This is a genomic window from Allobosea sp. (assembly GCF_030695125.1).
Classification (GTDB): Bacteria; Pseudomonadota; Alphaproteobacteria; order Rhizobiales; family Beijerinckiaceae; genus Allobosea.
The window spans coordinates 1-25,328 of record NZ_JAUYTP010000067.1; the positions used below are offsets into that span (position 1 = coordinate 1).

Below are 25,328 nucleotides of genomic sequence, written 5' to 3' on the forward strand. Positions count from 1 at the left end.
GGCATGGGACGCAGGCGTGATGCCGACGACCGGTCCAGCGAGCTCCTCGCACAGGGGCCGTAGTACCCCCAGGGCGGTGCCCCGAAGCCTCCCGGGACCGGGGTGCAAACCCGGCCGCACGCGCCGCGCCCACCCCCACCAACGGCTTGCCTTCCGGATGGCTGCCCCTCGGGGATGAGGTGGGGGCAGGATAGGGGAAGGAAGAAGCGGCGGGGATAAGTCTTTTGCGGGAAACGCGACGCCCCTTCCCTTCTCCCGGATGGGAGAAGGTGGCCCGGAGGGCCGGATGAGGGCCTGCCGTTGCAGCAAACAGGCGCCACGGCTCCGTCGCACCATGGCGATCAGCGGCGGTCCCTCACCCCTGCCCCTCTCACTGATCTCGGGCCCGCCCGAGATCAGCACTCAGAGTGTCGAAGTCGGCAAAAGCCGACTTCGATGCGGGAGAGGGGTTCCCCGCGCGTGACGCGCCCTTCACGGTCATGGTCGGGCTTGTCGCGACCATCAACGCCGTTGCGCCGGAACGATTGAACGAGGTTGTCGAGATCGAAACGCGCTTGCAATCAGCGTCGCAAGACGTAGATGGTCGCCACAAGGGCGACCATGACGGAGCCACGAAGCCCGCCGTCCTCATGGCCAGACAGGCACGCCGTCCAGTCCCGCCGTTTCCGGCAGGCCGCAGATCAGGTTTGCGTTCTGCACCGCCTGCCCGGCCGCTCCCTTGCCGAGATTGTCGACCACGCCCATGGCGATCACCAGGTTGCGCTCCGGATCGGCCGCATAGCTGACGAAGGCGAGGTTCGAGCCGGTCGCCCATTTGGTCTGCGGCGGCTTGTCGGTCACGCGGATGAACGAACGCCCGGCATAGAAACGCCGAGCGGCTTCCAGGCACTGGCCGGTGGTGGCGTTCCCGCGACAATAGATCGTGGCGAGAATGCCCCGCGTCATCGGCACCAGATGCGGCGTGAAAACCAGCCCGGCCGCACTGCCGCCGCTCAGCCGCTCGATCGTCCTGGCGATCTCCGGCATGTGGACATGCTTGAGCAGCCCGTAGGGCACCAAATTCTCGTTGCTCTCGGCATAGCCGAACTTGCTGTCGCCGCCCCGCCCGGCTCCGGAGATGCCTGTCTTGACGTCGATCACGATGTTGCCGGGCTCGATCAGCTTATCGGCCAGCAACGGCGCCAGCGCCGTCAGCGTCGCGGCGGGGAAGCAGCCCGGGTTGGCAATGCGGGTCTGCCCCTGGATCTGGGCCGGCCAGACGTCGGCCAGGCCATAGGCCCAGCCCTCGACATAGCGATGGTCGCCGCCGATATCGATGATCTTCACCGCCTTGGGAACGCGCGCCAGCGCGTCGGCCGAAGCGCCCGTCGGCAGCGATGCGAACAGCACGTCGAGTGGTGGGAGTTTCTCGGGGTCCCACTTCTCGATCACCAGCTCGGCCAGCCTGGGCGGCACGCCGGGGAAGCGATCCACCAGGCGGCTGCCGGCGCTGCTCTCGCCTGCGGCGTAAACCAGCTCGAATGACGGGTGGCTCGCGATCAGGCGCAGCGCTTCGCCGCCGCCGAAACCGTTGATCCCGACAATGCCGACACGAATGCTCATGGTGATGTCCTTCTGGTGCTGGGCAAAAGAAAACCCCCGAAGCCGAGGGCTGCGGAGGTTCACGAATGCGGGCCGAAGGCCACTTTGGCGAATAAGCCTATCGAGAGGCCATCATCACACGAAAGCATGCGGATCGACGCGCAGCTCGACGAGCCGCCGCTTGGGTGCAGCAGCGTCGGCGTCGATCGAAAAGGGTCGTGTTACGGAGCATGTCCTGCGACGCGTGACGCAAGCCACATCGGTCGTCAAGCCGAATGTCGGGTCCCACAGGGAGGAACGAGAAGCCGGCGCCGCAGCAGGCTGCGACGGCCGGCGGCAACCGCCTCACACCAGCCGGCTCTGCACCATCGCGGCCTGAACGAAGCTCGCAAACAGCGGATGCGGCTCGAAGGGGCGCGATTTCAGCTCGGGATGGTACTGCACGCCGATGAACCAGGGATGATCCGGATATTCGATCGTCTCCGGCAGCAGCCCGTCCGGCGACAGCCCGCAGAAGCTCATGCCCTGCGCCTCCAGCCGGTCGCGATAGCCCATATTGACCTCGTAGCGGTGGCGATGCCGCTCGGAGATCGCCGTCGTGCCGTAGATCTGCGCGATCTTGGAGCCGGCCGCCAGCGTCGAGGCATAGGCACCCAGCCGCATCGTGCCGCCGAGATTGCCGTCGGCGGCGCGCTGCTCGATCTCGTTGCCGCGCATCCATTCCGTCATCAGGCCGACGACGGGCTCGCTGGTCGGGCCGAACTCGGTCGAATTGGCGTCCTTGATGCCGGCCAGCGAACGGGCGCCCTCGATCACCGCCATCTGCATGCCGAAGCAGATGCCGAAATACGGCACCTTGCGCTGCCGGGCGAAGGTCGCCGCCTTGATCTTGCCCTCGGCGCCACGATGGCCGAAGCCGCCGGGCACCAGGATGCCGTGGACATGCTCCAGGAACGGCGTCGGGTCCTCCTTCTCGAAGACCTCCGACTCGATCCAGTCGAGATTGACCTTGACGCGGTTGGCGATGCCGCCATGCATCAGCGCCTCGATCAGGGACTTATAGGCGTCCTTCATACCGGTATATTTGCCGACGATGGCGATGGTGACCTCGCCCTCGGGGTTCTTCACGCGCTCCGAAATCCGCCGCCAGTTCGAGATGTCCGGCTCCTGGCTGGCGTCCATGCCGAAGGCGGCCAACACTTCGTTGTCGAGCCCCTCGGCATGGTAGGACAGCGGCACGTCGTAGATCGAGGCGACGTCGCGGGCCTCGATCACCGCCGTCTCGCGGACGTTGCAGAACAGCGCCAGCTTGCGGCGCTCCTCGCGCGGGATCTCGCGGTCGGTGCGGCAGAGCAGGATGTCGGGCTGGATGCCGATCGAGCGCAATTCGGCGACCGAATGCTGCGTCGGCTTGGTCTTCAACTCGCCGGCGGTGGGGATATAGGGCAGCAGCGTCAGGTGGATGAAGATGCACTGGCCGCGCGGCAGCTGCTGGCCGGTCTGGCGGATCGCCTCGAGGAACGGCAGGCTCTCGATGTCGCCGACCGTGCCGCCGACTTCGATCAGGACGAAATCATAGCCGTCATTGCCGTCGAGGATGAACTCCTTGATGGCGTTGGTGACATGCGGGACGACCTGGATGGTCGCGCCGAGATAGTCGCCCCGGCGCTCCTTTGTCAGGATGTCCATGTAGATGCGGCCGGTGGTGATGTTGTCGCCCTTGTTGCAGGGCCGCCCGGTGAAGCGCTCGTAATGGCCGAGGTCGAGATCGGTCTCGGCCCCGTCATCGGTGACGAAGACCTCGCCATGCTGATAGGGGCTCATCGTGCCAGGATCGACATTGAGATAGGGGTCGAGCTTGCGCAGGCGGACCGTGTGGCCGCGCGCCTGGAGCAGAGCGGCCAGTGCCGCCGCCGCCAGGCCCTTGCCCAGCGAAGACACCACGCCGCCGGTGATAAAAACATACCGCGTCATGGGTGGACACCTCTAAAGCCACGGGCCTGATTCGCTAAGTCCAACCGCGCAGCCCCGTCTTGCCCTGCACGCTTGTCCACAGGAGCGCGCCGCCATCCGGCGATCGCACCCCACACAAAAGAGAAGGGCCGGTTGCCCGGCCCCTGCCAAGACTTGCTTCTTGGGCAAGTCCATACCGCAAAAGTGGAAACCACTTTTGCGGGACGTGTCTGCCTCACTGCTGCGGCGCCGGAGTGGGCGGCTGCGGCGCGCCGCTGGGCGCCTGCATCTGGCGGAGCTGGTCGAGCACGCCGCCCGCATTGGGGGCGCTCGGCCCGGTCGGCGAAGCCGGCGCGCCCTGCGTCGGGGCGCCGTCGATGATCGAGCGCTGGACGCGGCCCTGATTGGCCATCACGGCGAGTACGATCGAAGTCAGGAAGAAGGCGCCGGCCAGAATCGCCGTCGTGCGGGTCAGCGCATTGGCCTGGCCGCGACCGGTCATGAAGCCGCCCGCGCCGCCGCCGCCCGAACCCATGCCGAGCCCGCCGCCCTCGGAGCGCTGCAGCAGGACCACGCCGACGAGCGCGACCACGATGATCAGATGGATGACGATGAGAACGTTCTGCATGAGCTCACGAAATGAGTATGGCGCGGGCTCCCGCCAAGGATGGCCCGCTCCTCCTGTTCGACGACGGCCCGAGGGGCCGGCGAACACGGCGCGGCACATAGCACGCGGTTGCGGGGCGCACCACCCCGGTGATGCGGCACGCGACCGGCTTTTCCGGAGCCAGCCGTCAGGCGCAGGCCCGCGCGATCGCCAGGAACTCTTCGGCCTTCAGGCTGGCGCCGCCGACCAGCGCGCCGTCGACATGGGCGACGCTCATCAGCTCGGCGGCGTTGGACGGCTTGACCGAGCCGCCATAGAGCAGGCGCACGCCCGAAGCCGCGGCCTTGCCGAGCAGCCGGCCGAGCTCGGCGCGGATCGCCTCATGCATGTCAGCGACATCGGCCACTGTTGGGGTCAGCCCGGTGCCGATCGCCCAGACCGGCTCATAGGCGACGACCAGCGTCGCGGCGCCCGACCCCTCGGGCACCGACCCGCGCAACTGCTTCTTGACCACGGCCAGCGCCTTGCCGGCCTCGCGCTCGTCCCTGGTCTCGCCGACGCAGACGATCGGCACGAGCAGGGCCTTCTGCGCGGCTTGCGCCTTCGCCTTCACCAGCGTGCTGGTCTCACCATGCAGCGTGCGCCGCTCGGAATGGCCGACGATGACGAAGCTCGCGCCCGCATCCGCCAGCATCGCCGCCGAGATCTCGCCGGTGAAGGCGCCCGAAGCCTGGGGGCTGCAATCCTGGCCGCCGGTTGCGATGCGCGAGCCGACCAGCGCGGCGGAGGCGACATAGAGCAGGCTGGCGGGCGGGCAGATCGCCAGATCGACCGAAGCCTTCAGCTCGGAATCGTAGCCCTTGGCGACCTCGGCCGAAATCGCGAGATCGGCCTTCAGCCCGTTCATCTTCCAGTTGCCGGCCACCAGCGGCCTGATGCTGCGCGTCACGTCGAACCTCCCGAAACTCGTCCTGCGGCTCTAGCAATGCCCGAGCCGGGCGGCAAACGCCAGGAAAGCGCCTTCGCGGGCCACCGCCGCCAACACGAATCCGCAGGAGCGATTGCGGCTTGGCCTTCCGGTTCCTATAAGCAGCGCCGAACAAAACCGATCACGGCGACCCCGGCGCCGCGCCGGGCTCTAAGGAAAGACAGATTTCCATGATGATGACAGGCATCCGCAACGCGGGTCGGAGCTTCTTCGGCAAGCTCCTGATCTTCGTGCTGTTCGGCTTCCTGATCTTCTCCTTCGCGATCTGGGGCATCGGCGACATTTTCCAGGGCTATGGGCGAAACTCCGTCGCGCGCGTCGGCAAGGCCGAGATCGGGCTGGAGCAGATGCGCACCGCCTTCCAGAACGACGTCCAGGCGCTGACGCGCCAGCAGCGCCGCCAGATCACGCCCGACATGGCCCGCGCGCTCGGGCTCGATCGGCAGGCCCTGTCGCGGCTCGTGACGGAATCGGTGCTCGACCAGACCGCCCGCAGTATGCGGCTGGCGGTCTCCGACGAGACGATCCGCAACCTGATTTTCGACGATCCGACCTTCCGCGACGCCTCGGGCCAGTTCTCGGCGCCGCGCTTCAACGAATTGCTGCGCTCGAACGGCTTCACCGAGGCGGTCTATGTCCGCGAGCAGCGCGCCACGATCCTGCGCCAGCAGATCGCCGAGATGGTCGTCGGGGCGGTTTCGGCCCCCGGAGCGCTCCAGGAGCTGGGCCATCGCCTGCGCAACGAGCGTCGCAGCGTGACCTTCGCCCGCCTGGCGCCGACCGCCGCCGGCGAGATCCCGGCGCCGACCGAGGCCCAGCTCAAGACCTTCTACGACGAGCGCAAGGGCGCCTTCCGCGCCCCCGAGCGCCGCACCGCCGACATCCTCGCCCTCTCGGCAGAGTCTCTGGCCGATGCCGGCGCCATCAGCGAGGCCGATGCGCGGGCACGCTATGAGGAGATCAAGGCCCTGCGCTTCACCACGGCCGAGACGCGCACGATCCAGCAGATCGCCTTCTCCAATGCCGAGGAGGCGCAGGCCGCCCGGGCCCGCATCGAGGCCGGCGAGACCTTCGACGCCATCGCCGCCGCGCGCAATGTCGGGGCCGGCGATCTGACGCTGGGCACCTTCACCCGCACCCAGATCTTCGACCCCGCGGTGCGCGATGCCGCCTTCGCCCTGGCCGAGGGGCTGGTCAGCGCCCCCGTCGCCAGCGCGTTCGGCCCGGTCCTGCTGCGCGTCACCGTCGTCCAGCCGGAGAGCGTGCGGTCTTTCGAGGAGGTCGCGGCAACCGTCCGGGCCGAACTCGCCACCAGCCGCGCCACCAGCCGGATCACCGAAATCCACGACAAGATCGAGGATCAGCGCGCCGGGGCCAAGCCGCTGGCGGACATCGCCCGCGAATTCAACCTGGCGCTGCGCAGCGTCGGCCCGGTCGATGCCGGCCTGCGTCGCGCGGACGGCACGGTGGAGCAGCCCCTGCCGGGCGGCGATGCGACGCTCCAGGCGATCTTCCGCTCCGACATCGGCGTCGACAACGAGGCGATCCGCCTGGCGCGCGACACCGGCTATGTCTGGTACGACGTGAAAAAGATCGACGCGCCGCGTGAACAGGGCTTCGACGAGGTCAAGGCGCAGGTCGAGACGCAATGGCGCGCCGACGAGGTCGCGACGCGGCTTTCGGCCAAGACGCGCGAGCTCGTCGAGCGCCTCGACAAGGGCGAGGCTTTCGAGGCGGTCGCGGCGTCGGCCGGGTTGACGGTCGAGCAAGCCGGCGCGATCGGCCGCCAGGAGCAGCGCACGGACCTGCCGGCCAATGCCATCAGCCTGATTTTCGGGACGCTGGCCGGCAAGAGCAATTCCGCCTCGGTGGCTGATGGCGGCCGCGTCCTGTTCAAGGTCGATGGCGCCACCGTTCCAAGCTATGCGCGCACGACGCAGGAGGCGGAGAACTTCGCCCGTCAGCTCGGCGCCAGCGTCAGCGAGGACATCCTGGCGCAGTATATCGGCCAGCGGCAAACGGAGCTGGGCGTCTCGGTCAACGAGACCGCCTTCCGCAACGCGACCGGCGGCGTGACGAACTGAGCATGGCGGACGTCCAGGAGCAGGAGCGCGAGGCGCAGCGTTTCGCGGCGGCCTACGAGGCCGGCACGGCGCAGGTGCTGCGGCAGGTGCTGGTCGGCGATTGCGAGACGCCGGTCGCCGCCTTCCTGAAGCTGCGCCACGCCACGACGGGGCCGGCCTTCCTGCTCGAATCGGTCGAGGGCGGCGCGGTGCGCGGCCGCTATTCGATGATCGGCCTCGAGCCCGATCTGATCTGGCGCTGCCATCGCGGCGAGGCCTCGCTCTGCCGCCCGGCGCTCGGCGACGCCTTCCTCCCCGATCCGCGCCCCGCTTTCGAGAGCCTGCGCGCCCTGCTCGACGAGAGCGCCATACCCGATGCCGCGACGCGGCCCGGCGGCGGCGAGCTGCCCCCGATGGCGGCGGGTGTCTTCGGCTATCTCGGCTACGACATGGTCCGGCTGATGGAGCGGCTGCCGGAGCCCAAGGACACAGGCACCGGCGTGCCCGACGCCATCCTGACCCGGCCGACACTGATGGTCGTGTTCGATTCGGTGCGCGACGAGATCCATGTCGTGACCCCGGTGCGCCACCAGCCCGGCGTGTCGGCCCGGGTCGCCCAGGAGCGGGCTCTGGAGCGGCTCGACGCGGTGGTCCGCGCGCTGGAGGGCCCCCTGCCCCCGGACGCGGCGATCGACATCGCCGCCCTGCCCGAGCCTGCGATCGTCTCCAACACCACCGAGGCGCAATTCCACGCCATGGTCGCGACCGCGCAGGATTACATTCGCGCCGGCGACATCTTCCAGGTCGTGCTGTCGCAGCGCTTCGAGGCGCCGTTCCAGCTGCCGCCGTTTGCGCTCTACCGGGCGCTGCGCCGCGTCAATCCGGCGCCCTTCCTGTGCTATCTCGACTTCGCCGACTTCCAGATCGTCTGTTCCAGCCCCGAAATCCTGGTGCGGCTGCGCGACGACACGGTCACCATCCGCCCGATCGCCGGCACGCGCCGTCGCGGCGCCACGCCGGCCGAGGATGAGGCGCTGGCACAGGAGCTGCTGGCCGATCCCAAGGAGCGCGCCGAGCATCTCATGCTGCTCGATCTCGGCCGCAACGATGTCGGCCGGGTCGCGCAGATCGGTTCGGTGAAGGTCACCGATTCCTTCTTCGTCGAGCGCTACAGCCAGGTCATGCACATCGTCTCGAATGTCGAGGGGACTATCGACCCGCGCCATGATGCGCTGGCCGCGCTCGCCGCCGGCTTCCCGGCCGGGACGGTGTCGGGCGCGCCGAAGGTGCGGGCGATGCAGATCATCGACGAACTCGAGCACGATGCGCGGGGCGCCTATGGCGGCTGCATCGGCTATTTCGGCGCCAATGGCGAGATGGACACCTGCATCGTGCTGCGCACGGCGATCGTCAAGGACGGCCGCATGCACGTCCAGGCGGGCGCGGGAATCGTCTATGACTCGCAGCCGGCCTCGGAGCAGGCCGAATGCGTCAACAAGGCCAAGGCCCTGTTCCGCGCCGCCGAGGAGGCGATCCGCTTCGCCGCCCGCTCCGGCCGGGGGCAGTAGCCCCCAGGCCGCGACACGTTCGCGGCCTCCTTACGGCGCGATGCCCCTTAGTGCCCCTTGCCGGCAGGCGGAACCGTCATCCGGTCGACCCAGGCGATGCCGATCGCCGAGAGGATGAAGACCGTGTGGATCACCGTCTGCAGGATGATTCCTGTCTCGGTATAGGAGGTGGTGCGGCCGGCGCTGCCGATATTGCCGGCCTCGATGAAGGTCCGCAGCAGATGGATCGAGGAGATGCCGATGATCGCCATGGCGAGCTTGATCTTCAGCACGCTCGCATTGACGTGGCTCAGCCATTCCGGCTGGTCGGGATGGCCCTGGAGGCCGAGTCGCGAGACGAAGGTCTCGTAGCCGCCGATGATCACCATGATCAGCAGGTTCGAGATCATCACCACGTCGATCAGGCCGAGAACCACCAGCATGATCTGCTGCTCGGAGAAGTCGAAGGCGTGGGTGACGAGGTGAACCAGCTCTTTGAGGAACAGAAAGACATAGACGCACTGCGCCACGATCAGCCCGAGATACAGCGGCAGCTGCAGCCAGCGCGATCCGAAGATGATCCGCGACATCGTGCTTAGACGCACCGGTTCGGGGGGCGTCGCATGAGCGCTGCCGTCAGGTGTCTCGCCGGGGTTCGCCATGGCAGATCTCAAGTCCTTCAAACGAATGATGCAGTGCAAAATAAACCGGCGCGAGATGCAGCGCAAAGGCTGATTCCGCACGCGGTTCCCGGAAAAGTATCTTTGCGGCCGTCATCAACGCTTGGACGACGAAAACCGCTTGGACGACGAAATTTTGACGCGATCATGCGTCAGGCTTTTCATGATCGCGGCGTGACGGCTATGTTTGGAACAATAGAGGACGCGCAAGCTTCCTCTCATCCGAGAGGAGAGGATTTCCCCATGATCAAGACTTTCACCCTTGCTGCGGCCCTGATCGGCGGCGCACTGATGGCGGCTCCGGCCAGCGCGGCTCCGGTCGGCGCGGCCGCGGGCCCGGCGCTGGCGCTCGCCTCGGGCGCCAATGACCTCGTCGAGACCGTGCAGTACCGCCGCTACGGCTATGGCCCGCGCTATGGCTATCGCGGAGGCTACTACCGCGGCGGCCGCGGCGCGGCCGTCGGCGCCGGCATCGCGGCCGGTGTGATCGGCGGAGCGCTTGCCGCCGGGGCGCTTGCGGGTCCGCGCTATGTCGAGCCGGCGCCGATCTATGTCGCGCCGGCGCCGGTCTACGGGGCGCCCTTGCGCGCCTATGGCTACAGCCCGAGCGATGTCGACGCGGTCGCCTATTGCTCGCGCCGCTTCCGCTCCTACGATCCCGAGACCGGCACCTATATCGCCAAGGGCGGCGTGGTCCGCGCCTGCCCCTGACACCATCTGACGTCCAGAACGCCCCAGCCTCCCCGCAGCGATGCGGGGAGGCTTTCGTTTGAGGGGGCCGCAGGGCTAGTGTCGGGCCGGACCGGAGCCCCCCCATGATCGCAGCCCTTACCCTGCTTCTCGGCTGCCAGCTTGTCGGCGAGGCCGTCACACGTCTGCTGGGCCTGCCCGTTCCCGGCCCGGTGATCGGCATGGCGCTGCTCTTTCTCGGCCTGCGGCTGCGCCCCGCGGCGGCGCAGGAAGGGGCGCCGCTCGCCACCGTGGCCGGCGTGCTGCTGGCGCATCTGTCGCTGCTCTTCGTTCCGGCGGGAACGGGAATCGTCCGCCATGCCGGGGCGCTGATCGCCCATGGGCCGGGGCTGATCGTGGCGCTCGTGGTCTCGACGGCGCTGACGCTCGTCGTCACCGCCTTCGTGTTCGTGAAGGTCGCAGCCCTGGTCGACAGCCAGCCGGAACAGGCCCCGTGATCGCCCCCGACCTCGCCCGCGTCGAGACGCTCTGGGTCTATCTCGCCGCCGATCCGCTGCTCTGGCTGACGGTGACGCTGGCCACCTATGTCGTCGCCGATCGGCTCTCGTCGCGGCTGGACCGGCATCCCCTGGCCAACCCGGTGCTGATCGCCGTCGCGCTGCTGGCGGCGATCCTGAGCGTCACGCGCACGCCCTTCGAGACCTATTTCCAGGGCGCGCAGTTCGTTCATTTCCTGCTCGGTCCGGCGACGGCGGCGCTGGCCTTGCCGCTGCACCGCCACTGGCCGCTGGTGCGCAAGGCGGTGCTGCCGATCCTGGCGGCGCTGCTGGCGGGCGCGCTGACGGCCGTGATCAGCGCAATCGGCATCGCCGCGGCCTTCGGCGTGCCGCAGCCGATCCTGGCTTCGCTGGCGCCCAAATCCGTCACCGCCGCCATTGCCATGGGAATCGCCCGCGAGATCGGCGGCGAGCCTTCGCTCACCGCCACGCTGGTGATCGCGACCGGCATCCTCGGCGCGGTGATGGTGACGCCGCTGATGATCTGGCTCGGCTTCACCGACTGGCGCGCGCGCGGCTTCGCGGCGGGGCTGGCGGCCCATGGCATCGGCACGGCGCGGGCCTTTCAGGTCAATCCTGTGGCCGGCGCCTTCGCCGGCATCGCGATGGGGCTGAACGGGCTTGTCACGGCGGTCCTGGTGCCGCTTATCCTGCGTCTCTTCTGATCCGGAGCCATCCCGTGCGCATCGCCACCTGGAACGTCAATTCCGTCCGCCAGCGGCTCGGCCATCTCATTGACTTCCTGAACGAGGCGCAGCCCGACGCGCTCTGCCTGCAGGAGATCAAATGCGTCGACGCCGACTTCCCCCGCCGGGAGATCGAGGAGGCCGGCTGGCAGGTCGAGACCCACGGCCAGAAGACCTTCAACGGCGTCGCGATCATCAGCCGGGCCCGGCTCGAGGACGTCCGCCGCGGGCTGCCCGGCGACGAGGCCGACGAACAGGCGCGCTATCTCGAAGGCGTGCTGCCGCTGGGCAGCGGCGCCATGGTGCGCCTTGCCTCGATCTATCTGCCCAACGGAAATCCGCCCAACACCGAGAAATACCCCTACAAGCTCGGCTGGATGAAGCGCCTCACCGCCCATGCCCGGACGCTGCTCGCCCTTGAGGAGGCGCTGGTGCTGGCGGGGGACTACAATGTGATCCCCGAGCCGCGCGATGCGCGCGATCCGGCCGCCTGGACGTCCGACGCGCTGTTCCTGCCACAGACGCGCACGGCCTTCCGCGGCCTGCTGAATCTCGGCCTCACCGAGGCCCTGCGCGCGACGACGGACGACAGCGGCCTCTACACCTTCTGGGATTATCAGGCCGGCGCCTGGCAGCGCAATTACGGCATCCGGATCGACCACTTGCTGCTCTCGCCCCAGGCCGCCGACCGGCTGGAGGGCGTGCAGATCGTGAAGCATGTCAGAGGTTGGGAGAAGCCTTCCGACCATGTCCCGGTGATGGTGGCGTTGCGGGCCGCGTAAGCGATTAATCCGGCCGAATCTGACGAGATACGTAAAATACCCCCGCACTACCGCCAGCGATGATTGCGAAGAATAGGAGAAGCGAGATTGATCGCGTGAGGATCGTGCGAGATGAATCTCTTATGCGCTTCTCCAATTGATGCATGACATAGAAGAATAGAATAGCACCGATGAAAAGTCCGGCGATGATCATGTTTTCATGCATGGGAAGCTACCTCGGCGAACAGTCCGCATCATTCTTAAGGGTAGCCATCAGGGAAGCAATTGGCTCGAGTTCGCGACCAATTAATCTCCCGAGCCGCGCTTCACCCCGTCCTTGATGAACACCCGGAACGGCGTGGTTCCCGCGGCATCGCCGTCGAGCGAGCGCCAGCGGCCGTTCGTGCAGAGGATGCCACCCTGCGTCGCGATGGCGTCAAAGACGATCGCGTTGCGATAGACCGTGCCATTGGGCTCGATCGCGCGAAAATGCGTGCTGCATGTCCCATCGGCGACGACCGGGTCATAGTCATAGATCATGATCCCACCGCCGCCCGTACTCGGGAACGGGTCGGTCAGGACGGGCCAGCTTTCATAAGGCATCTGCCCGGCGGAGGGTGTTGCCGACAGGAGAGCGGCGAAAAAGCCTGCGGTGACGACGGCGCGCATGGAACGATCCTCCGGTGAACGGAGCCGTTACGCTGAGATTGCGACGGTGGATGCAGCCGACAATCCGGCGAAGTCGCGGGCCTCAGCGCTGCGCCGCGCGGGCGCCGGCGACCTGCTGCCGCTCGATCATCGCCAGCGCCGCCGTCCGGTCGTTGGCCGAGGCCGCGGCGAAAGCGGCGTCGTGCCGGTCGACGATCCAGGCCTCGCGCTCGGGGTCGGCGGTCTCGCGGGCCAGCGACAGCCACATCAGGCCCAGAACCGGCTGGCGCGGAACGCCTTCGCCGCCGCGCAGCAGCATGTCGCCGAAGACGGCGCGGGCGGGCGCATAGCCCTTCTCGGCCGAGAGCTTCATCCAGCGGGCCGCCTGGCGCGCATCGCGACGGGTGCCCTGCCCGCTCAGGTACAGCCGACCGAGATTGTACTGGCCTTCGGGATCGCCGAAATACGAGGCGGCGTAGTGGAACATGTCGAAGGCCCGGTCGATATTCGGGCGGACATAGCTGCCCTTGATCCCGTCCATGAAATAACCGCCGAGCGCCACGAAGGCGTTGCCGACGATGCGGGCATCGGCCGTGCCGGGAATGGCGTCGGCGTTCTCGTCCGCGATCTTGGAGAAATACTCGAACGCCTTGAGATCATTGGCCGGAACGCCCTCGCCGCCGGCATACATCCGGCCCAGCTTGAACTGCGCGGTGAGATGGCCCTGCGCGGCGGCATATTCGAGCGCGCGCACGGCGCCGGCCTGGTTGCCGGCGGTCGAATCGCGCATCCAGGCCCGGATCGCGTCGCGGGCGCTGCTGAACGGGACCAGCGGCAGAGCGGTGTGGGCGGCCGGCGCATTGGGAGACGGCGCGATCGTCGCCGCGCCGGAGCCGTCTGAGAGGCCGCTGCCGGCCTCCGGCAAGGCGATGCCAGGGATCGGACGCGGCGGAACCGGGCCGCGACCGCCCACGGCATCCTGAGCCCAGGCGGCCTGCTGGCCGCCCAGGACAAGAAGACAGGCTATGATCGTGTGGTCAGATATCCGCATAGCAATGGGTCTCGGCGGCGCCGCCAGGATGGGTCACGGCCCCTCCCTTGGCGGAGCCGACCGTCTGCGCGTACTTCCAGAGGGCGCCGGAGTTGTAGTCCGTCTTCCGCGGCACCCAGCTCTGACGACGCGCCTCAAGTTCGGCATCAGAAAGGCGGACTGCGAGCTTTCCTGTGATGGCGTCGAGTTCGATGATGTCACCGTCGCGGATCAGCCCGATCGGACCCGCCACGGCGGCCTCCGGCCCGACATGGCCGACGCAGAAACCGCGCGTGGCGCCGGAGAACCGGCCGTCGGTGATCAGCGCGACCTTGTCGCCCATGCCCTGCCCGTAGAGGGCGGCGGTGGTCGACAGCATCTCGCGCATGCCGGGCCCGCCCTTGGGGCCCTCATAGCGGATCACCAGCACGTCGCCGATCTGATATTCGCGCTTGCTGACGCAGGCAAAGGCGTCCTCCTCGCAGTCGAAGCAGCGCGCCGGGCCGGTGAAGGTGAGCTGCTCGGTGGTCATGCCCGCGATCTTCACGATCGCGCCTTCGGGGGCGAGGTTGCCCTGCAGGCCGACGACGCCGCCATTGTCGGACAGCGGCTTGTTGGCCGGGCGGATGACGTCCTGCCCGTCGTTCCATTTCACGTTGGCGAGGTTCTCGGCGATGGTGCGGCCGGTCACGGTCATGCAGTCGCCATGCAGGAAGCCATGATCGAGCAGCGTCTTCATCAGCAGCGGGATGCCGCCGACCTCGAACATGTCCTTGGCGACGTATTTTCCGCCCGGCTTCAGATCGGCGATGTAGGGCGTCTTCTTGAAGATCTCGGCGACCGCGAAGAGATCGAAGTCGATGCCGCATTCATGCGCGATCGCCGGCAGGTGCAGCGCGCCGTTGGTGGAGCCGCCCGACGCGGCGACGACCATGGCCGCATTCTCGAGCGCCTTGCGGGTGACGATGTCGCGCGGGCGGATGTTCCGGGCGACCAGCTCCATCACCATCTCGCCGGCGGTGTAGCAGAAGGTGTCGCGCATATCGTAAGGGGCCGGCGCGCCGCAGGAATAGGGCAGCGCCAGGCCGATCGCCTCGGCAACGGTGGCCATGGTGTTGGCGGTGAACTGCGCGCCGCAGGACCCGGCCGACGGGCAGGCCGCCTCTTCGAGCTCCTGCAGGTCCTCGTCCGACATGGCGCCGACGGAGTGCTTGCCGACCGCCTCGAACACGTCCTGGACGGTGACCGGCTTGCCCTTGAAGGTGCCGGGCAGGATCGAGCCGCCATAGATGAAGATCGAGGGCACGTTGAGGCGCACCATCGCCATCATCATGCCCGGCAGGGACTTGTCGCAGCCGGCCAGCCCGACCAGCGCGTCATAGCAGTGGCCGCGCATGGTCAGCTCGACCGAGTCGGCGATGCATTCGCGCGAGGCCAGCGACGACTTCATGCCCTGGTGGCCCATGGCGATGCCGTCGGTGACCGAGATCGTGCAGAATTCGCGCGGCGTGCCCTGGGCTGAAGCGACGCCCTTCTTGACCGCCTGCGCCTGGCGCATCAGCGAGATGTTGCACGGCGCGGCCTCGTTCCAGCAGGAGGCGACGCCGACGAAAGGCTGGGCGATCTGCCGGGCCGTCATGCCCATGGCGTAATAATAGGAGCGGTGCGGGGCGCGGGCAGGGCCGACGCTCACATGCCGGCTGGGAAGTTTCGACTTGTCGAACACGCGCGCATCCATCGTTTTATCCTTGTTCCACCCTGCGCCTTCCGGCGCGGGGCGGATGTTCCACACGGGCCCTGCCCTGCGCAACGTTCGCCATTCGACGTCCGCACCGCGGGGAGGCATCCCCGCCTGCCGGCCGCAGACTTTAATTGGTCGATATCTCAGAGACTTAGTTGCCCGCCTTGCTGGGCGTGCTTTGTGGCGGCTTCGCGGCAATTGTTCCCTTGCCGGGACACGCCGGATGCGAAGCTGCGCGGCTGTTGCGATCATGCAACAAAACCGCCCCCTGCCGAGCCTCGGACGGCAAAAAGGGCGCTGCTCGAAAGCAGCGCCCCGTCACCGTTCACAGCGCGCAGGCGAGAGGTTCGCCGGCCGCCTCAGAGGACCATCGGCAGGACGAAAAAGCCGCCGACGATGATCACGACCAGCGCCAGCGCCGTCATCGGCAGATGCTTCTCGATGAAGATGCGGATGTCGTCGCCATAATAGCGCAGCGCCACCGCGATCATCGCGAAGAATGTGACGCGTGAGACGACCATTCCGATGGTGAACTTCCACAGGTCGAAATGCAGGAAGCCCGACATGATCGTGACGATCTTGAACGGGATCGGCGTCAGGCCCTTGGTCACCAGCACCCAGAACCAGAAGTCCTGCGAGGTCGCGATCAGCTCGGCCGCCTTGTCCTGCAGCCCGTAGATGCTGATCAGCCAGGAACCCAGTGAATCGTAGAGCAGCGCACCGATCGCGTAGCCGAGATAGCCGCCCAGCACCGCACCAAGCGAACAGACGCCGGCATAAAACCAGGCCCGGTCGGGGCGCGCGATGCACATCGGCAGCAGGAGCGGGATCGGCGGAAGCGGGCTGACCGAACTCTCGACGAAGGTCAGGAAGAACAGCAGCCAGGGGGCGGCCGGATGCGAGGAGTAGGCAACCAGCCCGTCATAGGCGCGCTTCAACATGGCGATGGCTCAACCCGTGCTGGATGTCGGCGTTCGGCAGAGGCGTTCTGGCAGCGATCGCGGCGAGCGCATATCACCCCTGCAGCCGCCGCGCATCTACCCGCCTCTGGAACAGAATACCAGCGCTCTCTTACGGGAAGGTCAATTTGACGGCGCCGCCGTGTCGGCGCCGTGCGCGGGCCTCCCGTGACGCGTCATGACAGCCGCGCCAGCGCCTCCGCGATCTTGAGCTTGCGCGCCTCTGCGGCCGCCCGGCGCTCGCGATTCTCCTCGACGATTTCCTCGGGCGCGCGGGCCATGAAATCGGGATTGCCGAGCTTCTTGTCGACGACCGCGATGTCCTGGTCGAGCTTCGCCATCTCCTTGGTCAGGCGCGTGCGCTCGACCTCCAGATCGATGATGCCCGCCAACGGCAGCGCCGCGACCTCGCCGCGCACGATGATCTGCGCCGACTGCGCCGGCGCGGCGTCGCTGAAGGCGATCTCCGAGACGCGGGCGAGACGCTCGATCATCGGCGCCCAGGCCTCCACGGTCGCGCGGGTCGCCACTGATGCGTTGACCAGCACCAGCGGCGCCTGCGTGCCGGCCGGCACGTTCACCTCGGAGCGGACCGAACGGATGTCGGAGATCAGATCGACGACGAAGCCGATCTCGGCCTCCGCCGCCTCATTCTTCAAGGCCGAGAGATCGGGCCAGCGGGTCAGGCAGACCAGCGACGCATCGCCCGCGGACAGGACGCGCGCAGCCCCCTCGCCCGCCTTCTGCGCCCAGAGCTCCTCGGTGAGGAAGGGCATGAACGGGTGCAGCAGCTGGCAGATCAGGTCGATGACATGCGCGACCGTGGCCTGCGTCTCGGCCTTCTCGTCCGCATCGACGCCCTCGCCCTGCAGCACCGGCTTCGCAAGTTCCAGATACCAGTCGCAGAACTGGTTCCAGACGAAGCGATAGGCCGCGCCCGCCGCCTCGTTGAACTTGAAGCTCGGGATGCCCGCCGCGATGCCCTCGGCCGCCGTGGCGGCCTCGCTCAGGATCCAGCGGTTGAGCGGCAGCTTCACCTGCGCCGGATCGAAGCCGGCGACGCGGGCGCAGCCATTCATCTCGGCAAAGCGCGCCGCGTTCCAGATCTTGGTCGCGAAGTTGCGGTAGCCCTCGACGCGGTTGGTCGCGAGCTTGATGTCGCGGCCCTGCGCGGCCATGGCGGCCAGCGTGAAGCGCAGCGCATCCGCCCCGTACTGATCGATCAGCACCAGCGGGTCGATGACGTTGCCCTTCGACTTCGACATCTTCGCGCCCTTCTCGTCGCGAACGATGGCGTGGATATAGACGTCCCTGAACGGCACCTCGTCCATGAAGTTGAGGCCCATCATCATCATCCGGGCGACCCAGAAGAAGATGATGTCGAAGGCGGTGACCAGCGTCGCCGTCGGGTAGTAGCGCTTCAGCTCCGCCGTCTCGTCGGGCCAGCCCAGCGTCGAGAACGGCCAGAGCGCCGAGGAGAACCAGGTGTCGAGGACGTCCTCGTCGCGGGTCAACTGAACCGCCCCGCCATAATGGCCGAGCGCCAGCGCCTGGGCGGCGGCCTCCGATTCCGCCACGAAGACCTCGCCATCAGGCCCGTACCAGGCCGGAATCTGGTGGCCCCACCAGAGCTGGCGCGAGACGCACCAGGGCTCGATGTTCTCGAGCCAGTCGTAATAGACCTTGGTCCAGTTCTCGGGCGTGAACTTCGTGCGGCCGTCCTGCACCGCCTTGAGCGCGCGGTTCGCCAGCGGCTTGACGTCGACATACCACTGGTCGGTCAGCCAGGGCTCGATCACGACGTCCGAGCGGTCGCCATGCGGCACGGTGTTGGTGTTGGGCTCGACCTTGGCGAGATAGCCGCGCTGCGCCATCAGGGCCACGACGGCCTTGCGGGCCGCGAAACGGTCGATCCCGTGCAGAGCCAGGGTCTCGCCCTCGGGGGCGCTGCCGTCGAGGAAGGCCTCGTTCTCCGCGAGCAGGATGCGCGCCTCGCCATCGAGGATGTTGATGACTGCGAGCTTGTGGCGCTTGCCGACCTCGAAATCGTTGAAGTCATGCGCCGGCGTGATCTTGACCGCGCCGGTGCCCTTTTCCGGATCGGCATAGTCGTCGCCGAAGATCGGAATGACGCGGCCGACCAGCGGCAGGACCACGTTCTTGCCGATGAGATGACCGAGCCTCTCGTTCTCCGGATGGACCGCGACGCCGGTGTCGCCCAGCATCGTCTCCGGCCGCGTCGTCGCCACCTGGATATAGGTCGAGGCGTCGTCGGCGTCGTAAGTCACGCCTTCGAGCGGGTAGTTGAAATAGTAGAGATGCCCGCCCGGCTCCTTGCTCAGGACCTTGTCGAGCTTGGCTGAGTCGAACTCATCCTCGCCGCCGCGCTGCCATCTGAACGAGCCGGTCTTCTCGACCTGGACGACCTCAAGGTCCGAGATCGCGGTCTGGAACTTCGGATCCCAGTTCACCAGCCGCTTGGCGCGGTAGATCAGGCCCTGCTTGTGCAGGGCGACGAAGACCTTGAGGACGGCCTGGCTCAGGCCCTCATCCATGGTGAAGCGCTCGCGCGACCAGTCGCAGGAGGCCCCCAGCCGCTTGAGCTGGTTGACGATGGTCCCGCCGGACTCCTCCTTCCACTTCCAGACCTCGGCCAGGAAGGCGTCGCGCCCCATCGCGCGGCGATCGGTCTTGTTCTCGGCGGCGAGCCGGCGCTCGACGACCATCTGCGTGGCGATGCCCGCATGGTCGGTGCCCGGCTGCCAGAGCACGTCCTTGCCGCGCATCCGCTCGAACCGGCAGAGCACGTCCTGCAGCGTGTTGTTGAGCGCGTGGCCCATATGCAGCGAGCCGGTGACGTTGGGCGGCGGGATCACGATGCAATAGGGCTCGGCCCCGGGCTGCGCGCCACGCCCGGCGGCAAAGGCGTTCGCCTCTTCCCAGGCCTTGCTGATCCGCGCCTCGACGGCGGCCGGCTCGAATGTCTTGTCCATCATCGCTTTGCTCGAACGGAAAACGGCCGGGGTGGTGCCCCGGCCGAAAAATCTGAGGCCTGAAAGGTCGCTGGACTTAAGAACCCAAGCACCCCCCTGCCGTCAACCATTGCGCCCTGGTTGAGCACGCAGCCGCCGGCGGCAAGGGCGCGATCAGTTCGGCAGGTTGGACTGCAGGAACCAGAGCGCCTTGTCGAGCATGCGCGAATAGGCGGTCAGCACATCGGCGGTGCCGGCATCGCCCGCCTCGTCGCAGGCGTCGATCGCCTCACGGACGCGATTGGCCGTGTCGGCGTAACGCTCGATCAGCGCCTCGAGATGGTCGCTCACCGGCACGATGTCGGTCGGGTAAGGCTTGAGCGAGGTCGCAGCCGCGGTGGTTTGCGTCGTGCCGAAAGCGATACCGCCGAGCTGGGCGATCCGCTCGGCGACGGTGTCGACATGGTCGTCCAGGTCGTTGCGGAAGCCGTCCAGCATCAGATGAACGCCGATGAAGCCGGGGCCTTTCAGGTTCCAATGGGCCTGCTTGGTCAGCAGCGCCAGATCGATGCCATCCGCCAAGCGGGCGTTGAGCAGGCCGGCGATCTCGCTCTTGGTGTTGGATTCGAGGTCGACCTTGCTGTTCTTCACGATCCTTGTGGTCGCGGGCTGGGTGCTGGCCGCGGCGGATGCGGGTTTCGGCATGGGGTATGTCCTCGGGCTGATGCGGCCGGCATGGCGCCCGTCGCGACGAGGGGGATACGCGCGAGCCCCGTCTGCCGTTCCGTCGTCGGTGCCGTCGCATTCAGGCCTCGGCCACGGAACCGGGGGGCGCCTGACCGGTTGATGGGCTGACAGCCAGGAGCAGCGACATGACTCATCATTCCGACCAGACCCAGGTCTGGGACCTCATCGACGACATCAAGTTCGCGATGCTCGTGACGCATGATGGCGAGGGCGACCAGTTGCGGGCCCGGCCGATGCATGCCCATGGCGAGCGCGACGAGGACGCGATCTATTTCCTGACCGACCGTCGCCATCACAAGGACGACGAAATCAACATCAACGACAATGTCTGCATCACCTTCGCGGACAACAGCAGCATGCGCTACGTGTCGGTGACCGGAACCGCGACCGTTGTCGATGACCGCGCCAAGGTCGTGGACCTCTGGGAGCCCAGCAACAAGGCCTTCTGGGACAGCGAGAACGACCCCAACATCCGCGTCCTGAGGGTTCGTCCCTCGATGGCCGAGTTCTGGGCGAGCCCGGGCAAGATCGTCACAACGGTCAAGATGGCTGCGGCGGCTCTGACCGGTACAAAACCCGATCTCGGCGTCAACAAGAAGGTGGTGCTCTGATGAATCTGCTCGTTCACGCCGTCGGCGCCTGGATCGCCGCCGAAGCCGCCTCGGGGCGCTATCCCCGCCCTGTGGCGATCGGCCTGTCGATGCTGGTGTCGCGCCTGGGCGCCCCGACGGTGATGATGACGATGCTCGCCTTCGGCATCAAGCGCCTCAACGAGGCCGGCGCCTTCGAGCGACTGAAGCCCGCTGTCTCGAACCCCAGGCCGCGCGCCAAACGCTGAGGCCTGCGGCCGCGACGTGCGGCCGGATCAGTTCCGGCCGCCGCGCGCGACGCGTTCGATCTCGGCGCGCACCAAGCGCTCGACCATGGTCGGCAGGTTGTCGTCGAGCCAGGTCTTCAGCATCGGCTTGAGCATGTCCTTGACGAGGTCTTCAAGCGTACGGGCGTTGTTCGTCAGAACCGTGTGCGCCAGATCGCCGAAGGCGCTGGTCACCGCGGAACTCGTCTGGTCCGACAGCAGTTGCGCCATGTCGAACGCCGGCATCGCGGCGGGCTGCGGCACGAACATGGGAGAAGGCGCAGGCGCAGGCGGCGGCGGGGGCGCCGGCTCGGGCGCGACCGCGACTTCCGGCTCCGGCGCAGGCGGATCGAGGAAATCGACATCGCCATCGGCGATCGCGGGCTCGGGCTCCGGCGGCAAGATCAGCGCCGCTTCGGCCCCGAGATCGAGCACGTCGTCGTCGATGGCAGATGGTGCCGGTTCTGGCTCGGGAGCGACCGGGGCGGGCTCGACGCCCTCCTCGGCAGGCTTCACCTCATCGTCCGAAATGATCCGTCGGATGGAGGCGAGAATCTCCTCCATGGACGGTTCGTTGGGCTTGGGTTGCGCGCTCATCTGGATCCGGACCACTCGACTCCGGGCGCACCGACAGAATCAAGCCGCCCTGCGCTGGAGTATTTCACGCAGGCGATCTCAGGCAAGGCGGCAGACCCTTCAGCCCACAGGCAAACGCGGCCTGTTGCGCGAATGTCGATCCGCTAACGTGCTCTCGACAGCATCCGGTGGGCCAGGCGGGCGACTGCCGCATGGCCAATCCGCGCCATCAACGCCCGTCGGGCGTCTGCGTGCCCCAGAGCAGGCCCTTGACCTGGTCGTAATGCTTGCGCTCGTCATAGACCTGCGTGTTCAGCCTCAGCGTCGTGGCCGAGAGCCGCCCGATGGCCGACAGCACCGAATAGGACGCGACGACGCGGTCGCGCTGCGCCGTGACCAGCGTCGAGCGCGCGCTCACCAGTTCCTGCTGCGCGTTGAGCACGTCGAGCGTCGTGCGCTGGCCGACCTTGGCCTCCTCGCGCACGCCCGACAAGGCGGTTTCCGCTGCCTGGACCTGAGCCTGGGCCGCGACGATCTGCGCCTTGGCGGCTTCGAGCCCGCCCCAGGCGGACACGACGGCCGCGCGCACCGTATCGCGCTGCGTATCGACCTCGATGCGGCGCTGCCCCGCGGTCTCCTTCGCCTGCCGGGTCCGCGAATAGACCTGACCGCCCTCATAGATCGGGATGGTGAGCGTGCCGACGACGCTGGCGGAGGTGCGGTTGTCGCCGAATGTGGAGGTGTCGTAGCGCTGCTGCACGAGGCCGCGCACGCCCAGAACGGGATAGAGATCGGCCTCCGACACCTTGACCTGCAGCTCCGCCGCATCGACGCCATGGAGCGAGGCGATGATGGCGGGGTGGGCAGTCAGCGCCCCCTGGAGCGCGGCAGGCAGCGATTTCGGCAGAAGATTCTCGACCGGGCGGCCCGGAGCGAGCTGCTTGGGCTCGGCGCCGACATTCTGGCGATAGCGCGCGATCGACGTCTTGAGATTCGATTCCGCCAGGATCGCCTGCGACTGCGACTGCGACAGGCGCGCTTCGGCCTGCGCGACGTCGGTGCGGGTCACCTCGCCGACCTGGAAGCGGTCGCGCGTCTGGCGCAACTGCTCTTCGAGAACCTCGACGTTGTTGCGGTTGAGGGTCAGGATCGCGGTGTCGCGCAACACGTTCATGTAGGATGTCGCGGCGTCGAGCAGGACGTTCTGCTCGGTGTTGCGCAGGGTCGCCCGCGCGCCCAGCACCTGAGACTCGGCCTGGCCGACCGAGTTGCGGGTCTTGCCGCCGTCGAAAATGTTCTGATCGATCTGGACACCGCCACCGCGCGGCCCAAGCCGCGACGTCGACGTGCCCGCGCCGGGGATGTTGGCGTCCGTGATGCTGGCGCCGATATCGGCCGAAGCGGTGATGCGGGGACGGTACCCCGACAAGGCCTGCGGCACGTTCTCGTTGGTCACCCGCACCGCGGCGCGCTGCGCGTTCAAGGTCGGGTTGCCGGTATAGGCCCGCGCCAGCGCGGCCTCCATCGTCTGGGCAAGCGCTCCCGGCGCAACGCTCGATGCGAGCGCCACGCCCAGCGCAGCCGCAAGCCCGAAGGCGCCGATCTTCCCGTGCTTGTTCTGTCGTGTCACCGGACGCCTCATGTGCGGACTGAAGTCGCGCCTAGGCATCGCCCCAGCCTCGGCATACTAACAACGCGTTACATAGACTGCCAAGACGCGCAGGCCAACGCGCAGAAGCCGACCCGCCGGATTTGAGCGGGCCGGTGCCGCAAAAATGCGACACTGCGGCCTCTTAGAAAACGAAGGCCGGCTTCCGCGCAAATTCGGCCAGAGCGGGCGCGGCGGCGTCGAAAACGGGACGCCCTGAAACCTTTCCGCCCGACTTCTGATACAACATGACCCGGGCGGCGCGGCCCGATCCTTCGATCGCGATCAGTCGGCCACCGTCCCGCAGCAGTGCAAACAGCATCTCCGGCTGCGTTTCGCAGGCCCCGCCGACCACAATCGCGTCGAAGGCCTCCGACGTCGGGCGCCCCCCCGCAATCGCGGCCGCGCTGCCTGTCGCCGCCAACGCCGATTCGGCCATCGCGCGTGCGGCCTCGTCAGGCTCCCACAGGGTGGCCTGCGCGCCCATCGCCGACATCAGCGCAGCGCCATAACCCGAGCCCCCGCCATATTCGAGCGCCTGATCGCCGGGCTGCAGCTCCAGCGTCTGGATCATTCGCGCCACCACCATCGGCGCCATCAGGGCCCGGCCCGTCCCCGGCAGGGCGACGGCCTGGTCGAGATAGGCCAGATGCGACAGCGAGGCCGGCATGAAGGCTTCGCGCGCCACCTCGTCGGCGGCGGCCAGGACGGCCCGGTCGGTCACGTCATAGGTCCGCAGCTGGCAATCGACCATCATGCGGCGCAAGGGGGCGAAGCTGTCCATGTCCCGAATTCTCCGTCCGCCCGGTCGAACTGCGGGCTGCCGCCTTGGTCAGCCACGACACCTCGCGGGCGCCCTGCCCGGGCGCCGTCCCGGCCGACCGTGACTGCTTTCTCTTCGAGCCCGCCACAAAAGGCAAGACGCCGCGACCGATGCCCGAGCCTGCCAAGCGGCCCCCGACAGACGCCGCTCGTCGAGGGCCCCAGCGCCGCGCGATCCGCCCCATGGAGCGCCGCCTGCCCGCATGACGCGAGGGAAGCCTCCACAGCAAGCCGACTCACGTGGCCGCGCGCCGCCGCCTGACGTAACGTCCGCTCGAATCGCAGCCGGGCGCATTATGTTCGATACCAAGACTCTCTGCCTCGACCTCGTCCATCGCGCCGCCGTCGCGACGTCGCTATCGACCAGCGGGCACACCGACGCACGCTACCTCGCCGTGAACAACGCCTACCTCGCGCTGGCAGAACGCGTCTGGGACGAATTGATGGGCGAGTGCCTGATCGCGAAAGGCAGCGCGATCAGCACACCCGAGCGCGACCGACGGCTCGCCCTCCTGGAGAGGCAGGGCTACTATGATCGCGAGAGGGCGGTCATCGGCGTCGGCTCCGGGCGCAGGATCGAGGTCGAGATCAGCGCGCAGCGGATCTGGTGCAGCGGCCTGGCCTGCGACCTCGAATATTTCCGTCAGGTCGTGCCTGGCGCAGCGGACATGTCCGGGCCTGCTGCGATCAGCCTCGCCACGCCGCGCACGACGTTCCTGCCCGAGGTCGCAGACAACCTCGCCCATCTCTCGCCGCTCGACCGGGCCATCCTCCTGCGCCGCATGCTGACCGCTGTCGCCGAGGGCGCCGTGATGGTCGGCCAGGTGCGTCCCAACCGAGCGGTCTGGCAGTATTCCCAAGCGCTCCGCGAAAGGCTGGAGCCCTATATCTGCGTGGTGAACTCGACCGACCGGAAAACGCACTTCGATTTTTCCCGGCTGGCCGATGCTTCGGTCCAGACCTGCCTGCTCGAACTGGCGGATGAATTATGGAGTCTGATCCATTTCATCCGCGATCCCGTCATCGTCGACATGCTTCGCAGCCTGGTCGTGCCGTATACGACGCCGCCGCCGCTGCTCATCGGCGGCGGATAGACAAGCTTTCGCCGCCCCGGCGTTCCGCCACCGTTGCGTTCCAGTTGCCGTTCCTGACCGCCTTCCAGCGCCACCCGACCTGCCCGCCACAGCGATGTCATGGGCGATACAGCGTCACCCCG

The 25,328-nt window shown here is 67.6% G+C and carries 23 protein-coding genes; 9 read left to right on the forward strand and 14 right to left on the reverse strand.

From position 1 onward, the window contains the following. Nucleotides 1–627: 627 nt before the first annotated feature. The 4 genes from argC to tpiA form a co-directional block, all read right to left on the reverse strand. Nucleotides 628–1,602 (reverse strand): N-acetyl-gamma-glutamyl-phosphate reductase, encoded by a 975-nt coding sequence (gene argC, locus Q8S38_RS19030; protein WP_305681916.1) that lies wholly within the window; start codon nt 1,600–1,602, stop codon nt 628–630. A gap of 324 nt (nt 1,603–1,926) precedes the next feature. Continuing rightward, nucleotides 1,927–3,555, reverse strand: coding sequence for a CTP synthase (locus tag Q8S38_RS19035; RefSeq protein WP_305681917.1), 1,629 nt, complete (start codon nt 3,553–3,555; stop codon nt 1,927–1,929). A 214-nt stretch (nt 3,556–3,769) separates the two neighbouring features. Beyond that, nucleotides 3,770–4,162, reverse strand: a complete 393-nt coding sequence (secG, locus tag Q8S38_RS19040) for a preprotein translocase subunit SecG (protein WP_305681918.1) — start codon at nt 4,160–4,162, stop codon at nt 3,770–3,772. A gap of 166 nt (nt 4,163–4,328) precedes the next feature. Further along, the gene (gene tpiA, locus Q8S38_RS19045) at nt 4,329–5,090 is read right to left on the reverse strand and encodes a triose-phosphate isomerase (RefSeq protein WP_305681919.1); all 762 of its coding nucleotides are present in this window, start codon (nt 5,088–5,090) and stop codon (nt 4,329–4,331) included. Nucleotides 5,091–5,299: 209 nt separating this feature from the next. Between tpiA and Q8S38_RS19050 the strand changes: the two genes are divergently transcribed. Both Q8S38_RS19050 and trpE read left to right on the forward strand, forming a co-directional pair. Further along, complete coding sequence (locus tag Q8S38_RS19050) at nt 5,300–7,213, forward strand: peptidylprolyl isomerase (protein ID WP_305681920.1); 1,914 nt, start codon at nt 5,300–5,302, stop codon at nt 7,211–7,213. 2 nt (nt 7,214–7,215) lie between these two features. Next, nucleotides 7,216–8,760 carry an anthranilate synthase component I gene (gene trpE / locus Q8S38_RS19055; RefSeq protein ID WP_305681921.1) on the forward strand — a complete coding sequence of 515 codons (1,545 nt, stop codon included), beginning with the start codon at nt 7,216–7,218 and terminating at the stop codon, nt 8,758–8,760. Nucleotides 8,761–8,807: 47 nt separating this feature from the next. On the opposite strand, the gene Q8S38_RS19060 is transcribed toward trpE, so the two are convergent. Beyond that, nucleotides 8,808–9,401: a TIGR00645 family protein gene (locus tag Q8S38_RS19060; RefSeq protein WP_371125922.1), complete on the reverse strand. Its 594-nt coding sequence runs from the start codon at nt 9,399–9,401 to the stop codon at nt 8,808–8,810. A 261-nt stretch (nt 9,402–9,662) separates the two neighbouring features. Here Q8S38_RS19060 and Q8S38_RS19065 point away from each other — a divergent pair, with 261 nt between their 5' ends. The 4 genes from Q8S38_RS19065 (at nt 9,663) to xth (ending at nt 12,134) form a co-directional block, all read left to right on the forward strand. Continuing rightward, nucleotides 9,663–10,130, forward strand: a complete 468-nt coding sequence (locus tag Q8S38_RS19065; protein ID WP_305681922.1) for a BA14K family protein — start codon at nt 9,663–9,665, stop codon at nt 10,128–10,130. Nucleotides 10,131–10,234: 104 nt separating this feature from the next. Then, entirely contained in the window at nt 10,235–10,606 is a 372-nt protein-coding gene (locus Q8S38_RS19070) for a CidA/LrgA family protein (RefSeq protein WP_305681923.1), read from the forward strand. Further along, nucleotides 10,603–11,331, forward strand: coding sequence for an LrgB family protein (locus Q8S38_RS19075; protein ID WP_305681924.1), 729 nt, complete (start codon nt 10,603–10,605; stop codon nt 11,329–11,331). The genes Q8S38_RS19070 and Q8S38_RS19075 overlap by 4 nt, the downstream gene beginning before the upstream one ends. A 14-nt stretch (nt 11,332–11,345) precedes the next feature. Continuing rightward, nucleotides 11,346–12,134, forward strand: a complete 789-nt coding sequence (xth, locus tag Q8S38_RS19080; protein WP_305681925.1) for an exodeoxyribonuclease III — start codon at nt 11,346–11,348, stop codon at nt 12,132–12,134. A 285-nt stretch (nt 12,135–12,419) separates the two neighbouring features. Here xth and Q8S38_RS19085 read toward each other — a convergent pair whose 3' ends face one another. From Q8S38_RS19085 to dps, 6 genes are all read right to left on the reverse strand, one after another. Further along, nucleotides 12,420–12,782 carry a hypothetical protein gene (locus Q8S38_RS19085; protein ID WP_305681926.1) on the reverse strand — a complete coding sequence of 121 codons (363 nt, stop codon included), beginning with the start codon at nt 12,780–12,782 and terminating at the stop codon, nt 12,420–12,422. An 82-nt stretch (nt 12,783–12,864) separates the two neighbouring features. Then, the gene (locus tag Q8S38_RS19090; protein ID WP_305681927.1) at nt 12,865–13,812 is read right to left on the reverse strand and encodes a tetratricopeptide repeat protein; all 948 of its coding nucleotides are present in this window, start codon (nt 13,810–13,812) and stop codon (nt 12,865–12,867) included. Further along, the gene (gene ilvD, locus Q8S38_RS19095) at nt 13,799–15,529 is read right to left on the reverse strand and encodes a dihydroxy-acid dehydratase (RefSeq protein ID WP_305681928.1); all 1,731 of its coding nucleotides are present in this window, start codon (nt 15,527–15,529) and stop codon (nt 13,799–13,801) included. Before ilvD ends, Q8S38_RS19090 begins: the two co-directional genes overlap by 14 nt. 362 nt (nt 15,530–15,891) lie before the next feature. Further along, nucleotides 15,892–16,473, reverse strand: a complete 582-nt coding sequence (locus Q8S38_RS19100; protein ID WP_305681929.1) for a YqaA family protein — start codon at nt 16,471–16,473, stop codon at nt 15,892–15,894. 194 nt (nt 16,474–16,667) lie between these two features. Beyond that, nucleotides 16,668–19,487: a valine--tRNA ligase gene (locus tag Q8S38_RS19105; protein ID WP_305681930.1), complete on the reverse strand. Its 2,820-nt coding sequence runs from the start codon at nt 19,485–19,487 to the stop codon at nt 16,668–16,670. 150 nt (nt 19,488–19,637) lie between these two features. Beyond that, nucleotides 19,638–20,168, reverse strand: a complete 531-nt coding sequence (gene dps / locus Q8S38_RS19110; protein ID WP_305681931.1) for a DNA starvation/stationary phase protection protein Dps — start codon at nt 20,166–20,168, stop codon at nt 19,638–19,640. Between the two features lie 167 nt (nt 20,169–20,335). Here dps and Q8S38_RS19115 point away from each other — a divergent pair, with 167 nt between their 5' ends. Next, entirely contained in the window at nt 20,336–20,821 is a 486-nt protein-coding gene (locus Q8S38_RS19115) for a pyridoxamine 5'-phosphate oxidase family protein (RefSeq protein ID WP_305681932.1), read from the forward strand. Beyond that, nucleotides 20,821–21,048: a hypothetical protein gene (locus Q8S38_RS19120; protein WP_305681933.1), complete on the forward strand. Its 228-nt coding sequence runs from the start codon at nt 20,821–20,823 to the stop codon at nt 21,046–21,048. The genes Q8S38_RS19115 and Q8S38_RS19120 overlap by 1 nt, the downstream gene beginning before the upstream one ends. Nucleotides 21,049–21,075: 27 nt before the next feature. Here the strand turns inward: Q8S38_RS19120 and Q8S38_RS25025 are convergent, their stop codons facing one another. The 3 genes from Q8S38_RS25025 to Q8S38_RS19135 all read right to left on the reverse strand — a co-directional run bounded on the left by Q8S38_RS25025 (nt 21,076) and on the right by Q8S38_RS19135 (nt 24,074). Then, on the reverse strand, nt 21,076–21,663 hold the full coding sequence (locus tag Q8S38_RS25025) for a PopZ family protein (RefSeq protein WP_371125923.1): 588 nt from the start codon (nt 21,661–21,663) through the stop codon (nt 21,076–21,078). Between the two features lie 208 nt (nt 21,664–21,871). Then, nucleotides 21,872–23,272, reverse strand: a complete 1,401-nt coding sequence (locus Q8S38_RS19130; protein ID WP_305681934.1) for a TolC family outer membrane protein — start codon at nt 23,270–23,272, stop codon at nt 21,872–21,874. Nucleotides 23,273–23,435: 163 nt separating this feature from the next. Continuing rightward, nucleotides 23,436–24,074 carry a protein-L-isoaspartate O-methyltransferase family protein gene (locus Q8S38_RS19135; RefSeq protein ID WP_305681935.1) on the reverse strand — a complete coding sequence of 213 codons (639 nt, stop codon included), beginning with the start codon at nt 24,072–24,074 and terminating at the stop codon, nt 23,436–23,438. Nucleotides 24,075–24,315: 241 nt separating this feature from the next. On the opposite strand from Q8S38_RS19135, the gene Q8S38_RS19140 reads away from it, so the two are divergent. Next, nucleotides 24,316–25,206: a hypothetical protein gene (locus Q8S38_RS19140; RefSeq protein ID WP_305681936.1), complete on the forward strand. Its 891-nt coding sequence runs from the start codon at nt 24,316–24,318 to the stop codon at nt 25,204–25,206. Nucleotides 25,207–25,328: the final 122 nt, after the last annotated feature.